The sequence below is a fragment of the Acinetobacter sp. 24-47-67 genome, from assembly GCF_056779735.1.
Genome location: NZ_JBWYIK010000004.1, coordinates 119,268 through 132,421, shown reverse-complemented (window position 1 = coordinate 132,421; position 13,154 = coordinate 119,268). Strand labels below are relative to the sequence as shown.

Genomic DNA, 13,154 nt, shown 5'->3' with positions numbered 1-13,154 from the left:
TACTGTATGATCTTAAATTTAAAATCATTATTGCTGATTGCCACAAGTAGTGCGCTTCTTGGGTTAACTGGCTGTCAAGCAATTCAAACTCAACCATCACCGCCAACAACGCAAAACCTTGAACAATCAAATCAATTTAATCTTCAGGGTAAAATTGGCGTTAAGACCCCCAAGCAATCAGGCAGTGCTTTTTTTACTTGGCAACAGCAAGATGAACAGTTTGATATCGAGTTAAGCGGAATTCTTGGAGTCGGTAAAACTCAAATCTCAGGTCAACCTGGTCAAGTGACACTGAACAGTGCCAAAACTGGTGAAATTACAGCCAACTCACCTGAAGAGTTATTGTTTCGTGCAACAGGTTGGGAAGCACCAATTACTTATTTAGTCGATTGGGTACAAACTAAGCAAGCGACTGAAGAAGCTGAAATTCAAAAAGACGAATCGATGAGAATCAGTGAAATTAAAGAACAAGGTTGGCATATTCAATTATCTTACAACGGTCAATCTACACAACCAAACCGTTTGATTTTAAAGCAACAACTTGAAGATGGAACTGAAAATCGTATTACAATGGTAATTCAAAATCGTTAAGTTTGATTATTTATGATTCGTGTACCCTCCCCTGCAAAACTGAATTTGTTTTTACACATTACGGGGCGCCGTGAAAATGGTTACCATGAGTTGCAAACTATTTTTCAGTTGATAGATCTTTGTGATTGGATGGAATTTACTCCAATCTCTAACCAATCTATCTCCATTTCAGGCCTATCAGAAGTAAGTCTTGAACAAAATTTGATTTATCGTGCAATGATGATGCTGAAACCCTATGCCAAAAGTGAAAAATTAGGCATTCATGTCAACATCGAAAAAAATATACCGATGGGTGCAGGACTCGGTGGTGGCTCTTCAAATGCGGCTACCGCGTTATTAATCATGAATCAACTTTGGCAATGTGGCTTAAATCGTGATCAATTAGCAGAAATTGGTGTACAACTGGGTGCTGATGTTCCCATCTTCATCCATGGTCGTAATGCATGGGCAGAAGGTATTGGTGAACACTTAACATTCATAGACTTAGATCAAAAACAATACATTGTGTTAAAACCTGACTGTTTTATCAGCACTCAACTGCTTTTTTCACAAAAATCGTTGACAAGAGACACGAAGACCTCTAAATTTTGCGCCTATCAGATAAAGCCATCTGATTTCAGAAATAACTTTGAACCTCTGGCAAGAAGTCTATATGCTGAAGTCGATGAAGCAATGCAATATTTAGATCAGTTCGGTGTTGCAAAACTTACAGGTACAGGTGCTTGTGTTTTTACTGAAGTAACGACTGAAATGAACATTGATGACATTCTTGCTCATTCACCTTGTAAAGCTTACTTAGTGAATAGTTTAGAACAATCACCATTGAATCAAATCATCGTTTATTTAAATGATAGGGGCGTCGCCAAGTGGTAAGGCAGCGGGTTTTGATCTCGCCATCCGTTGGTTCGAATCCAGCCGCCCCTGCCAATTTAGTTCAAAAAGACAGAACATTGGTATCATGAGTTGAGTCAAACAATCTTGACAAACCCATATAAAACCATTAAAGTTCTGCCGCATTAGGGGCGTCGCCAAGTGGTAAGGCAGCGGGTTTTGATCTCGCCATCCGTTGGTTCGAATCCAGCCGCCCCTGCCATCTCATTCTATACATTTCAACCGCCAAGGGTGCTTCATGCCCAATCTTGTCGTTTTTAGTGGAACTGCGCATCCACAATTCGCCCAAAAAGTCGTTAGCCACTTGCATATCCCTCTAGGTGCTGCATCTGTAGGTCAATTCTCTGATGGTGAAATCGCTGTCGAAATCACTGAGAATGTCCGTGGTAAAGACGTATTCATCGTTCAGCCTACTTGTGCTCCAACTAATGATAACCTTATGGAAATCTTAGTAATGGCAGATGCATTGCGTCGTGCAAGTGCTGGTCGTATCACTGCTGTGATTCCTTATTTCGGTTATGCTCGCCAAGACCGTCGTCCTCGTTCTTCACGTGTTCCAATTACTGCAAAAGTGGTAGCAGATATGCTAACAACTGTAGGTATTGACCGTGTTGTGATGATCGATCTTCATGCTGACCAAATTCAAGGTTTCTTCGACATCCCTGTAGACAACATTTACGGTACGCCAGCGCTTTTAGCTGACTTACGTCAACAGTCTCATGACAACCTTATGGTTGTTTCGCCAGACGTTGGTGGTGTTGTTCGTGCTCGTGCTGTTGCGAAACAAATGGGCGATATCGATTTAGCTATCATCGACAAACGTCGTCAAAAAGCAAATGAATCACAAGTGATGCATTTGATTGGTGATGTTAAAGATCGCGACTGTGTGATCGTTGATGACATGGTTGATACAGCTGGTACTTTATGTAAAGCCGCTGATGCATTGAAGACTTTTGGTGCGCGTCGTGTCGTAGCATATGCTACTCACCCTGTTTTATCTGGTAAAGCGATCGAGAATTTGAAAAACTCTGTTATCGACGAACTTGTTGTGACAGATACAATTCCGCTTTCAGAAGAGGCTTTAGCTCTTGGTAAGATTCGCCAAGTTTCAGTTGCGAGTATGGTTGCTGAAACAATTCGTCGTATTAACAACGAAGAATCTATTAGCGCAATGTTTGATTCTTATCTATAATAGAGCGCTAAAATTTTAAAGCCCTGCCTTTTGGTAGGGCTTTCTATCACTAGATCGGTCGCAGATCTAGTTCACTTAACTTAAATAGGATGTCTCTCATGGCAAACTTCGTATTAAATGCAGTAGCACGTGAAGAAGCAGTACAAGGGAAAGGTGCGAGCCGCCGCCTTCGTCTTCAATCTAAAGTTCCTGCTATCATCTATGGTGGTGATGCTGCACCTGTAGCAATTACACTTGAGCTTCGTCAGCTTGTTAAATACTTAGAAGACAACGCTTTCTTTGAAGAAGTAATTGAAATTGATGTTGATGGTAAAGTTGAAAGCGTTAAAATCCAAGCTTTACAACGTCACCCAGCTAAAAACACTCCAATGCACGCTGACTTCAAACGCGCATAAGTGTTGATGGTGTAAATTAGTGTCTCATATTTCACTGATTGTTGGTTTGGGCAACCCTGGTAAAGAGTATGCTCAAACCCGCCATAATGCAGGCTTCTGGTATGTAGAACGTCTTGCAGAACAATATGGCATAACACTTAAAAATGACCCTAAGTTTAATGGATTAAGTGGTCGCGGTAATGTAGAAGGACAAGATGTTCGACTTTTATTACCTTCAACCTTTATGAACCGTTCTGGTCAAAGTGTTGTACCCTTCGCAAAATTCTACCAAATCTCTCCAGAAGCAATGCTTATTGCTCACGATGAACTTGATATGGATCCAGGTATCATTCGCCTCAAAACGGGTGGTGGTCATGGTGGTCATAACGGTTTACGTGACATTGTTCCTCATACTGGCCCTAACTTCCATCGTTTACGTATTGGAATTGGACACCCTGGATCAAAAGACCGTGTATCAGGTCATGTTCTAGGTAAAGCACCCTCAAGTGAACAAACGCTCATTGACGATGCAATTCATCACGCACTAAGTCGTACAAAATTATTAGTGAATGGTGAAATTCAGCAGGCAATGAATCAAATAAATGCCTACAAGCCGTAGTTGATAAATTTAATTTTTGTTCAACAATTTTTCTTGCCACGATGAAAATTTGAGGGCAAAATGCGCTTTCAAATGCTTCACCCAAATTAAAAAACTGTTGTTTCTAGATAATAAAACAATCTTAGAACAACTCAGGAGACGCTTCCCATGCTATCTCGTTTATTAAAAGCTAAAATCCACCGTGCAGTTGTAACACAAGCTGAACTTCATTATGAAGGTTCATGTGCAATTGATGGTGTATTACTAGATTTAGCTGGTATTCGTGAATATGAAGAAATTCATATTTGGAATGTAACTAATGGCAAGCGTTTTACAACTTACGCAATCCGTGGTGAAGAAAACTCAGGCATTATTTCTGTAAATGGTGGTGCTGCTCACCAAGCAGATTTAGGTGACATTATTATTATCGCGACTTTCGGTGATTTTACTGTTGCAGAAGCTGATGCACATAAACCACGTTTGGTTTATGCAAATCCAGATAACACTGTGAATCACACAGCAAATTGTATTCCTGTCCAAGTTGCTTAATGAATGACTAAAAACTCGCTTACTTTAGCGAGTTTTTTTATAACAAATTATCATAGAATTACTCTTCATCCACCAACTGCAAGCTCTGGCTAATCCCATCTGCTCTTAGCCAAGCTAATTCATAACTGGCATTCGCCAAAGCCAATACCCGACGTTCAAACTCAGTCCAGATCGGTTTAACATGTGGAGCTGAAATACCTAAACCACTCTGCTCTGCTAAATGCTTGTTTTTTTCGCAAATTTTAAGCGCATGATATAATTTTCGGCCTTTTGAAGCATTCTCCAATACTCGGATTCTTTTTGATTCAATGAATTTTTCCACCTCAGAAAGTTGAGCATGAGGAAGCATTGGAACCAAAATTTGATCCAGTTGTTGATCTAAACGTTTCCAAATACTCAGTCGTTGTTCCTCATTATAAGTATTCCATTGAATTACTTCGTGATTAAAACGTCGACAACCACGACATACCGCATCACCAAACACTGTTGAACAACGTCCCGCACATGGTGTTAATGAAGGGATTCGACGCGCTGTATTCAAAATATTTTCCTCATATAAAACCATAAATTTTCTATGGCTTTCTCGCATATTTTCAAAAATCGCGTTAGAATACGCGCCTGATTTTATCCCTATATTAATACATTTGGAGTACTCCATGAACGCTACTGTAGAACAGCTTGCACCTGTAGAACAGCAAGCGACCACTGGTTGGGTTGTTGCGGCACTTTATCAATTTAAAGAAGTTGAAGATTCTCTAGCACTTCAACAAAAATTACTTGTGTTGGTAAAAACCATCAACCTATGCGGTACTCTTATTGTTGCCCATGAAGGGATTAACGGAACAGTTGCAGGTGACCGCCATGCAATTGATGTCATTCATCAATTCCTTTTAAATGAAGGGTTTAATGACATGGAATATAAAGAGTCACACAGTGACGAAAAACCATTCCGTAAAATGAAAATCAAACATAAAAAAGAAATCGTGACTTTAGGTGTTCCAGTGAAGCCACGCGACTTAGTTGGTCACTATCTAGACCCTAAAGAATGGAACGAACTCATTGCACGTGATGACGTGATCTTAGTCGATACAAGAAATGATTACGAATACAAAGCAGGCACATTCAAAGGGGCAATTGATCCAAAAACTGAAACGTTCCGCGAATTCCCTGAATATGTAAAAAACAATCTTGAACAGCATAAAGATAAAAAGATTGCCATGTTTTGTACAGGCGGGATTCGTTGTGAAAAATCAACTTCACTACTTCTTCAAGAAGGCTTTAAAGAGGTATATCACCTCAAAGGTGGTATTCTTAAATATTTAGAAGAAACCCCTCCTGAAGAAAGTTTATGGGAAGGTGAATGCTTTGTTTTTGATGGTCGTACTGCGGTTACACACGGAGTGGAAGAAGGTCAAAATGTGAAGTGCCATGCTTGTGGTTGGCCATTAACCCCTGAAGAAGTAGCATTACCAAGTTACGAACATGGCGTATCATGTGTTTATTGTATCGATAAAACAACAGAAAAGCAGAAAGAAGGTTTCCGTATGCGCCAGTCTCAGATTATTGCTGCAAAACGTAAACGCCTCTAAATAAAAAATATTTTATTTAATTTACAAAAGCGTTGTCTACATTACAGTGTAGATGACGCTTTTTACATTGAACAAACAAAATTTCAATTCTGATATATCACCATTACAAAGTTATTTTATAACAACACAAAACACATGAAGTCATTCAGATAAATTTAATATGAAGGAAATCAATTTAGCTCAAGGATGAAAGTCATGAATCGAGTGCCATTCAAATATCTTCCTGTTCAACGGAATTTTGCTCACCATAATCATTTAGATCGTGTATCGGCTGTACCGACACATTTAAAATTTACATATATCGACTCACATAATTCTGATGTTAAATTGCATATCCATAACCAATCCCATTATTTTATCGTAACATTGGGTGCTTGTATCGGTGCAATTATTGCTTTAGCAATCGGTTTTCAGATGAGAGATTCAATGACTCTTGTCTTTATCATCAGCGTAACGCCCCTTCTCGTCAGCTATATCCTACGAGAAGTCTATGTTCATACACTTATACAAATTCAACACCCTGAATTAATGCATTAACTTAATTTCACTGTATTTTTTCTTAAAAACCTCTAGCATAGGTTTAACTTTAAAATACAAATCACTTATGAAAGATTGGATCATTTCAGTGATGGAGCAATTGGGCTATTTCGGCATTGCTCTATTGATGTTTCTCGATAATGTTTTTCCACCTATACCCTCAGAGATTATTATGCCTTCAGCTGGCTATACCGCTTCTCAGGGTCAATTACTTTTGATCGGTGTCATTATTTCAGGAAGTATAGGTTCGCTCTTAGCTGCCGCTACGCTGTATTGGTTAGGACGTAAGATCTCTGATCAAAAGCTCTATGCATTCGTTGATAAATATGGAAAGTATTTATTTATTAAAGTAGCTGATGTTGATAAATCATTAGAATGGTTTGAAAGATATGGACATCGAATCGTTTTTTTTGGACGTATGGTTCCAGCAGTACGATCTCTGATTAGCATACCTGCAGGCATGAGCAAAATGCCTTTTGCAAAGTTTATGTTTTATAGTGGTTTAGGCACGATTATATGGACCACCTTTTTAGCATATGTGGGTTATTATTTTGGAAATAATACTGAAATGATGCACAAAATATTTAGCCAAGTCAGCTATCTAATTATTGCTATTGTGATCAGCATAATCATTTGGATTGTGTACCGCAGACAAAAAAGAAAGCACTCAAAATAAAAAAAGCACCTTACGGTGCTTTTTAATTAGTTCGGCGTGTGATACATCAAATACAATTCATTCAAGTTATCTGGAATTTCTTCTGCAAGCTCATCCATCAATTGACCGTTACGGCGGAAAGACTCCATTTGAGGATCTTCTTCATCAACTCCACTAAACACCATGATTGGCAGAGTGAGATCAACCAATTGCTCTTCAAACTCAGGTGTGAACCATGCATCTTCATTTAAGAACATTGCATCGACAAAGCCTACACTCCAATCCCCAAGGCTTGACTCTACATCTGCTTCTTCAATTTCAAAAGGAAATTCAATACCTTCTTCATTGGCAAGTTTTTGACGTAAATCTTCTAACCAAAGTTTAATTTGAGCTACGATCTCTGCAGGCACTTTCTTTTGATTATTGTCAAATAACTCATCCAACCAACGATCAAATTGAGGACCTACAGCTGTCGCACACAAAAAACCATGAGTTGCAGCAAAATCTAGACCATACTCATTTTGGTCGCCATCTAAGTAGTCACTTAACAAGTCTAAATCTAATGCACTCATTGTATTTCCAAAGGTTGTATCTTAATTCCGTAGAATAACATTTTAGATCAGGATACCCAATCTAATTTAGTCTTCATCATCGTCGAAATCATCATCGTCAAAATCATATTCAAGATCTTTCAATTCACGATCTAAACGACGCTGTGCAAGTAAGTCATCAATCAAGCGACGCTTTTCTAATGATTCTTTGGCGCTAATTTTGCTCGTAGTTTCATCAAAACTAACATCATCATCACCGTAGTTATCATCTAGTTCAAAATCTGTAGAAGACACTAAAACTACCTCATGTGTGAAAAAATGAATGGGGCTAGGCGCTATTTATCTTTGTTCAGAATACTTGTCAAGTTTTATTTTATTTTTCGCTGATATTTATACAAATTTTAGTTTTTTTTGGACAAAAAAATATGTCATTATTTAATCAAGGATTAAATCCTTATTGCTGGTTTAAAATAAAAAGCATGATGTGCTTGAAATGAACAATTTTGACCCAATATTGACTTAAACAACTTAATTCATTGGTTTTCAAAACCAATTATACTGAGTTAATACGATACTAAAGATAAGTTAATTGTGCTAGAATGCACGGTTTTTCCCCGCCACAGATTCAACGAGAAGAGAGCAAAGATGAGCGATATGCATTCCCCTACTTCACAAGTAGCGGCTCTGATTAGCCGAGGCAAAGAACAAGGTTACTTAACCTACGCTGAGGTTAACGATCATCTCCCAGACTCGATCACTGAAAGCGAACAGATTGAAGATATCATTCAGATGCTTCAAGACGTCGGTATTCCTGTACACGAACGTGCGCCAGAATCTGACGATGCAATGTTTGATGGTAGTAGCGCAGAAACGACTGACGAAGTTGCTGAAGAAGAAGCAGCTGCAGTTTTAGCATCTGTAGAAAATGAGCCTGGTCGTACAACTGACCCTGTTCGTATGTATATGCGAGAAATGGGAACAGTTGAACTGTTGACTCGTGAAGGCGAAATTCAGATTGCAAAACGTATCGAAGAAGGTATTCGTGACGTTTTAAACTCAATTGCTTATTGGCCAAATGCGGTTGAAGTTGTATTACAAGAATATAAAGATTACGAAACTGGCGAGCGTCGTTTAGCCGATATCCTTTCAGGCTATTTAGATCCAGAGTCTGATGAAGAAATTCCAGAAGTTTTAGAAGAAGTTGATGCTGATCTTGAAGAAGAAACAGAGACTAAACCAACTAAAGATGTAAAACTTGATGACGATGATGAAGAAGAGTCTGAAAGTGATGATGATTCTGAGGGTGATTCAGGTCCAGACCCTGAAATCGCAAAAGTGCGTTTTGCAGAGTTAGAAGCTGCGTGGAATGCGACTAAAGATGCGATCGCAAAACATGGTCGTAACAGTAAAGAAGGTAAAGCAGCTCTTGAGTCGCTCGCAACCGTCTTTATGATGTTTAAGTTCACACCACGTTTGTTTGACATCATTTCTGAAATGATTCGTGGCACGCATGAACAAATTCGTACAGCAGAACGTGAAGTAATGCGCTACGCAGTTCGTCGTGGTCGTATGGATCGTACTCAATTCCGTACAACGTTCCCTGGTCAAGAATCAAACCCAGCTTGGTTAGATGAGCAAATTGCTAAAGCCACTGCTGACCAAAAACCATACTTAGAGAAAGTACGCCCTGACGTTCTTGCTTTCCAACAAAAAATCGCTGATATCGAAAAAGATCTAGACCTTACTGTACGTGAAATTAAAGATATTTCTAAACGTATGGCGATTGGTGAAGCAAAAGCACGTCGTGCTAAAAAAGAAATGGTTGAGGCGAACTTACGTTTGGTCATCTCCATTGCGAAAAAATATACCAACCGTGGTTTACAGTTCCTCGATCTGATTCAGGAAGGTAACATTGGCTTGATGAAAGCCGTAGATAAGTTTGAATACCGTCGTGGTTATAAGTTCTCGACTTATGCAACTTGGTGGATTCGTCAGGCGATTACACGTTCAATTGCTGACCAAGCACGTACGATTCGTATCCCTGTACATATGATTGAAACCATTAACAAGATCAACCGCGTATCTCGTCAATTGCTTCAAGAAATGGGACGTGAACCTACGCCTGAAGAGTTAGGTGAACGCCTTGAAATGGATGAAGTCAAAGTTCGTAAAGTGCTTAAGATCGCTAAAGAACCAATTTCGATGGAGACACCGATCGGTGATGATGAAGACTCACATCTTGGTGACTTCATTGAAGATGGTAACATCACTTCACCAGTTGATGCTGCAACTTCAGAAGGCTTGAAAGAAGCAACACGTGAGGTACTTGAAAACCTCACTGAACGTGAAGCTAAAGTCTTGAAGATGCGTTTTGGTATTGATATGCCGACGGACCACACGTTGGAAGAAGTTGGTAAACAGTTTGATGTAACACGCGAACGTATTCGACAGATCGAAGCAAAAGCGTTACGTAAATTACGTCATCCATCGCGTTCTGAACATTTACGCTCGTTCCTTGAGAATGACTAATCTATCCATAGGATAATACAGGCTTGAATATGGGGGACACTCCCCCATAATATAAAGCATGTAGCAAATAATTCTAAATACCTGCGCCTAGCAGGTATTTTTACTAATGAGGTGTCCTATGACTGACATGATCGATCGCACTCCATCACGCGAACTACAAGAACATCTTTGGGTGTTTCCGATGGATTATCCAATTAAATTGATTGGTCTTGCAGGTGAGGATTTACGCAAAGCCGTGAATGACATTTTTGTTAAACATTTCCCTGATTTTGATGGGAATGCAATGAAAGTGACACCATCGCGTACAGGCAAGTATCATTCAATTACTGCGCAACTTCGTTTTGAAGAGCTTGAGCAAGTACATCAAGTATATGCAGACTTGGCTGCTTGCCCTTTAATTAAAACTGCACTTTAATAAAAAAACACGCTTCATGCGTGTTTTTTTATGTTTGTTAATTATTCATCAAGTATGTGCCTAGGTCACACTTAATTCAACAATATTGTCTATAATAAAACTCATTTTTGAATGTGAGCCTTAACCTCCGTGGATGTCAAAACCAAACCTCAATTGATTATTCGTCACTATACCCAAACCACTTCTTATGAAGATCGCTTCCAAGAAATGAAGCTGATGACAGAACAGCGTGACGAACAAACAGCAGATGAATTTTGGATTTTGCAGCACAATTCTGTGCTTACCCAAGGACAAGCTGGCAAACCAGAACATATATTAGTGCCTAGCCATATCCCAGTTGTTCAAACTGATCGTGGTGGACAAGTCACTTGGCATGGTCCAGGACAATTAGTTGCATATTTTATGTTTGATTTAAATCGATTAGGCTGGAATGTCCGTACTTTAGTCAGCTATGCAGAAAATGTCATGATCGATTTATTAAAAAAATACGGTATCGAAGCTTATGCTAAACCAGATGCACCTGGTGTTTATGTTGATGGTAGAAAAATTGGATCTCTGGGCTTTAAAATCCGAAAAGGTCGCAGTTATCATGGACTCTCACTTAATATAGATTGTGACCTGGAAGGCTTCCAAACTATTAATCCATGTGGTTATGCAGGTCTTGAAATGGTCAGAATCTCTGATTTGATAAATCCCTACCCAAGTTTTGATATGTTAGTTCAAGACCTCATAGCCTATCTCGAAAAAAGTGACCTGTTCAGTCAAATTATCGTGAAAGATCATTAAAACTCCTTTACTTTGTCATTAGATAATTTTAGAGTATTTACTCTAAATTATAAAACTATGTGATAAGGGACAAGTGAGTGATTTCTATTAACTCTGTAAAGCCCGCGCTAGAACAAGCTTATGTCAAACTCATGCTTGACGTGATTGGCAGAGGCTTAGCGATGGCAAGTCAAGTCGATGAAGAAATAAAACAGGAAATTGCTAAATTTCCTGTCGGCTTCACGATTTCAATGGACGTTTTTAACAGTGATGCAGCATTTATTGCACAAGTGAATCCACAACATCAACTTGTCTTAATCGACCATGCATCAAAAAAACCAGATTTAACGATTACCTTTAAACATATGCATCATGCTTTTTTGGTATTTTCTTTCCAAGAAAGTACTGCACAAGCATTTGCGAATGACCGTATGATTGCTGATGGCGATTTAGGTCATGCAATACGTTTAGTGCGTTGTCTGAATAAAATGGAAGCCCTTATTCTTCCAAAATTAGTCGCTGAACTTGCAGTCAAAGAATATCCGGTCAATCTGTCATTAAAAGAAAAATTGACAGGTGCAGCAAATATTTATCTCAAAGTAGCTCAGTCATATATTAAAGGGAGTGCTTAAGCATGGCTAAACCATATTATGAATTTTTCTGTCCCGTTAAAGTGATTGCTGGTAATGCTGCGCTTGAACACATTCCATTTGAGCTAGATTCAATGGGTTCAAAAAAACCACTCATCATCACAGACAAAGGCGTACGTGCCAATGGTCTACTTGAACCAGTGGAAGCTGCTTTTGCAGCGACAGAAGTAAAAATTGGCTCAATTTTTGATGAAGTTCCACCGGACTCAAGTTTAGAAACAGTAAAAGCCGTGACTGAGATGTATCGTAACAATCAATGCGATGCCATCATTGCAATTGGGGGTGGTTCAGTCATCGACACAGCAAAAGCTGCCAATATTCTCGTCTCCGAAGGAGGCGATGATCTGCTGAAATATTCAGGAGCTCACAACCTACCTCGCCCATTAAAGCCTTTTTTTGTTATCCCAACAACATCAGGTACAGGCTCTGAAGTCACGATGGTTGCTGTGGTTTCAGATACAGCGAATAATCAAAAAATGGCATTTGCTTCAAAATATTTAATGCCTAGTGCTGCAATTTTAGATCCACGTATGACTTTAACATTACCTCCACACCTGACAGCAATGACAGGAATGGATGCAATGACACATGCAGTTGAGGCCTATACGTGTTTGGCAGCGAATCCTATCAGTGATGCTTACGCTACTGCTGCAATTAAAAAAATTAGTGAAAACTTGTTTAGAGTTTTGGAAAATCCAAAAGATGCTGATGCCCGTTTAGAACTTGCTCAAGCATCAACCATGGCTGGAATTGCATTCTCAAATGCAATGGTCGGTATTGTTCACTCCCTTGGACACGCTCTAGGTGCAGTTGCTCACTTACCACATGGTTTGTGCATGAACTTATTCCTCCCTTATGTACTTGATTACAATAAGGATGTGAATGGCGATAAGATTGCTGACCTGTTACTACCGCTTGCAGGTACTGATATCTATGCACAGACACCAGCAAATCAACGTGCAGATAAAGCTATTGCGATTATCAACACAATGCGTGATCGCATTTATGATTTAACTAAACTGCCACGTACATTACGTGAGACAGGCAAAGTTACGCAATCTCAATTAGATGAAGTTGCCGAAAAAGCGTTAAATGACGGATCTATCATTTTCAACCCTAAAGAAGCGACATTAAAAGATTTGAAATCTATCTTAGAAAAAGCTTGGTAATTTTCTCAAAATAAGTAAAGATACGCTTAAAACTAGCCTGATGTTTTTTTAGACATCAGGCTTTTCATTTGTTAGTTGTTTTAACTCATGAGTTCAATA

The 13,154-nt window shown here is 39.0% G+C and carries 17 protein-coding genes and 2 tRNA genes; 16 read left to right on the top strand and 3 right to left on the bottom strand.

All coding sequences use genetic code 11. From position 1 onward, the window contains the following. Window positions 1–6 precede the first annotated feature (6 nt). The 8 genes from lolB (at window position 7) to panD (ending at window position 4,195) form a co-directional block, all read left to right on the top strand. A complete protein-coding gene (lolB, locus tag AC1M9K_RS07400) occupies window positions 7–591 on the top strand; it encodes a lipoprotein insertase outer membrane protein LolB (RefSeq protein WP_481588910.1) in 585 nt (194 codons plus the stop codon). 12 nt (window positions 592–603) lie between these two features. Then, window positions 604–1,464: a 4-(cytidine 5'-diphospho)-2-C-methyl-D-erythritol kinase gene (ispE, locus tag AC1M9K_RS07395; RefSeq protein ID WP_481588909.1), complete on the top strand. Its 861-nt coding sequence runs from the start codon at window positions 604–606 to the stop codon at window positions 1,462–1,464. Then, window positions 1,444–1,518, top strand: a tRNA-Gln gene (locus tag AC1M9K_RS07390). Before ispE ends, AC1M9K_RS07390 begins: the two co-directional genes overlap by 21 nt. 91 nt (window positions 1,519–1,609) lie before the next feature. Further along, window positions 1,610–1,684: transfer RNA gene (locus AC1M9K_RS07385), tRNA-Gln, on the top strand. A 36-nt stretch (window positions 1,685–1,720) separates the two neighbouring features. Then, on the top strand, window positions 1,721–2,674 hold the full coding sequence (locus AC1M9K_RS07380; RefSeq protein ID WP_035269283.1) for a ribose-phosphate pyrophosphokinase: 954 nt from the start codon (window positions 1,721–1,723) through the stop codon (window positions 2,672–2,674). Between the two features lie 98 nt (window positions 2,675–2,772). Continuing rightward, complete coding sequence (gene rplY, locus AC1M9K_RS07375) at window positions 2,773–3,069, top strand: 50S ribosomal protein L25 (protein WP_035269282.1); 297 nt, start codon at window positions 2,773–2,775, stop codon at window positions 3,067–3,069. Between the two features lie 19 nt (window positions 3,070–3,088). Beyond that, complete coding sequence (gene pth, locus AC1M9K_RS07370; RefSeq protein WP_035269278.1) at window positions 3,089–3,667, top strand: aminoacyl-tRNA hydrolase; 579 nt, start codon at window positions 3,089–3,091, stop codon at window positions 3,665–3,667. 147 nt (window positions 3,668–3,814) lie between these two features. Beyond that, window positions 3,815–4,195 carry an aspartate 1-decarboxylase gene (gene panD, locus AC1M9K_RS07365; protein ID WP_035269276.1) on the top strand — a complete coding sequence of 127 codons (381 nt, stop codon included), beginning with the start codon at window positions 3,815–3,817 and terminating at the stop codon, window positions 4,193–4,195. Window positions 4,196–4,253: 58 nt separating this feature from the next. On the opposite strand, the gene AC1M9K_RS07360 is transcribed toward panD, so the two are convergent. Then, the gene (locus AC1M9K_RS07360) at window positions 4,254–4,760 is read right to left on the bottom strand and encodes a DUF1289 domain-containing protein (RefSeq protein WP_171076814.1); all 507 of its coding nucleotides are present in this window, start codon (window positions 4,758–4,760) and stop codon (window positions 4,254–4,256) included. 91 nt (window positions 4,761–4,851) lie between these two features. Between AC1M9K_RS07360 and trhO the strand changes: the two genes are divergently transcribed. The 3 genes from trhO (at window position 4,852) to AC1M9K_RS07345 (ending at window position 6,997) form a co-directional block, all read left to right on the top strand. Further along, window positions 4,852–5,784 (top strand): oxygen-dependent tRNA uridine(34) hydroxylase TrhO, encoded by a 933-nt coding sequence (gene trhO / locus AC1M9K_RS07355; RefSeq protein ID WP_481588908.1) that lies wholly within the window; start codon window positions 4,852–4,854, stop codon window positions 5,782–5,784. Between the two features lie 195 nt (window positions 5,785–5,979). Then, window positions 5,980–6,321 carry a hypothetical protein gene (locus AC1M9K_RS07350; RefSeq protein WP_481588907.1) on the top strand — a complete coding sequence of 114 codons (342 nt, stop codon included), beginning with the start codon at window positions 5,980–5,982 and terminating at the stop codon, window positions 6,319–6,321. A 91-nt stretch (window positions 6,322–6,412) separates the two neighbouring features. Beyond that, complete coding sequence (locus tag AC1M9K_RS07345; protein ID WP_051586650.1) at window positions 6,413–6,997, top strand: DedA family protein; 585 nt, start codon at window positions 6,413–6,415, stop codon at window positions 6,995–6,997. 26 nt (window positions 6,998–7,023) lie between these two features. On the opposite strand, the gene AC1M9K_RS07340 is transcribed toward AC1M9K_RS07345, so the two are convergent. Beyond that, window positions 7,024–7,548, bottom strand: a complete 525-nt coding sequence (locus AC1M9K_RS07340) for a YecA/YgfB family protein (protein WP_092766844.1) — start codon at window positions 7,546–7,548, stop codon at window positions 7,024–7,026. 66 nt (window positions 7,549–7,614) lie between these two features. Beyond that, window positions 7,615–7,821: a PA3496 family putative envelope integrity protein gene (locus AC1M9K_RS07335; protein ID WP_092766845.1), complete on the bottom strand. Its 207-nt coding sequence runs from the start codon at window positions 7,819–7,821 to the stop codon at window positions 7,615–7,617. A gap of 297 nt (window positions 7,822–8,118) precedes the next feature. Here AC1M9K_RS07335 and rpoD point away from each other — a divergent pair, with 297 nt between their 5' ends. The 5 genes from rpoD to AC1M9K_RS07310 all read left to right on the top strand — a co-directional run bounded on the left by rpoD (window position 8,119) and on the right by AC1M9K_RS07310 (window position 13,055). Then, window positions 8,119–10,056, top strand: a complete 1,938-nt coding sequence (rpoD, locus tag AC1M9K_RS07330) for an RNA polymerase sigma factor RpoD (protein ID WP_228133303.1) — start codon at window positions 8,119–8,121, stop codon at window positions 10,054–10,056. Window positions 10,057–10,183: 127 nt separating this feature from the next. Beyond that, the gene (locus AC1M9K_RS07325; protein WP_092766921.1) at window positions 10,184–10,471 is read left to right on the top strand and encodes a YbeD family protein; all 288 of its coding nucleotides are present in this window, start codon (window positions 10,184–10,186) and stop codon (window positions 10,469–10,471) included. Between the two features lie 129 nt (window positions 10,472–10,600). Further along, entirely contained in the window at window positions 10,601–11,257 is a 657-nt protein-coding gene (gene lipB, locus AC1M9K_RS07320) for a lipoyl(octanoyl) transferase LipB (RefSeq protein ID WP_481588906.1), read from the top strand. A gap of 77 nt (window positions 11,258–11,334) precedes the next feature. Further along, a complete protein-coding gene (locus AC1M9K_RS07315; protein WP_035267888.1) occupies window positions 11,335–11,868 on the top strand; it encodes a hypothetical protein in 534 nt (177 codons plus the stop codon). Window positions 11,869–11,870: 2 nt separating this feature from the next. Further along, window positions 11,871–13,055 carry an iron-containing alcohol dehydrogenase gene (locus AC1M9K_RS07310; protein ID WP_035267887.1) on the top strand — a complete coding sequence of 395 codons (1,185 nt, stop codon included), beginning with the start codon at window positions 11,871–11,873 and terminating at the stop codon, window positions 13,053–13,055. The last annotated feature ends 99 nt before the right edge of the window (window positions 13,056–13,154 follow it).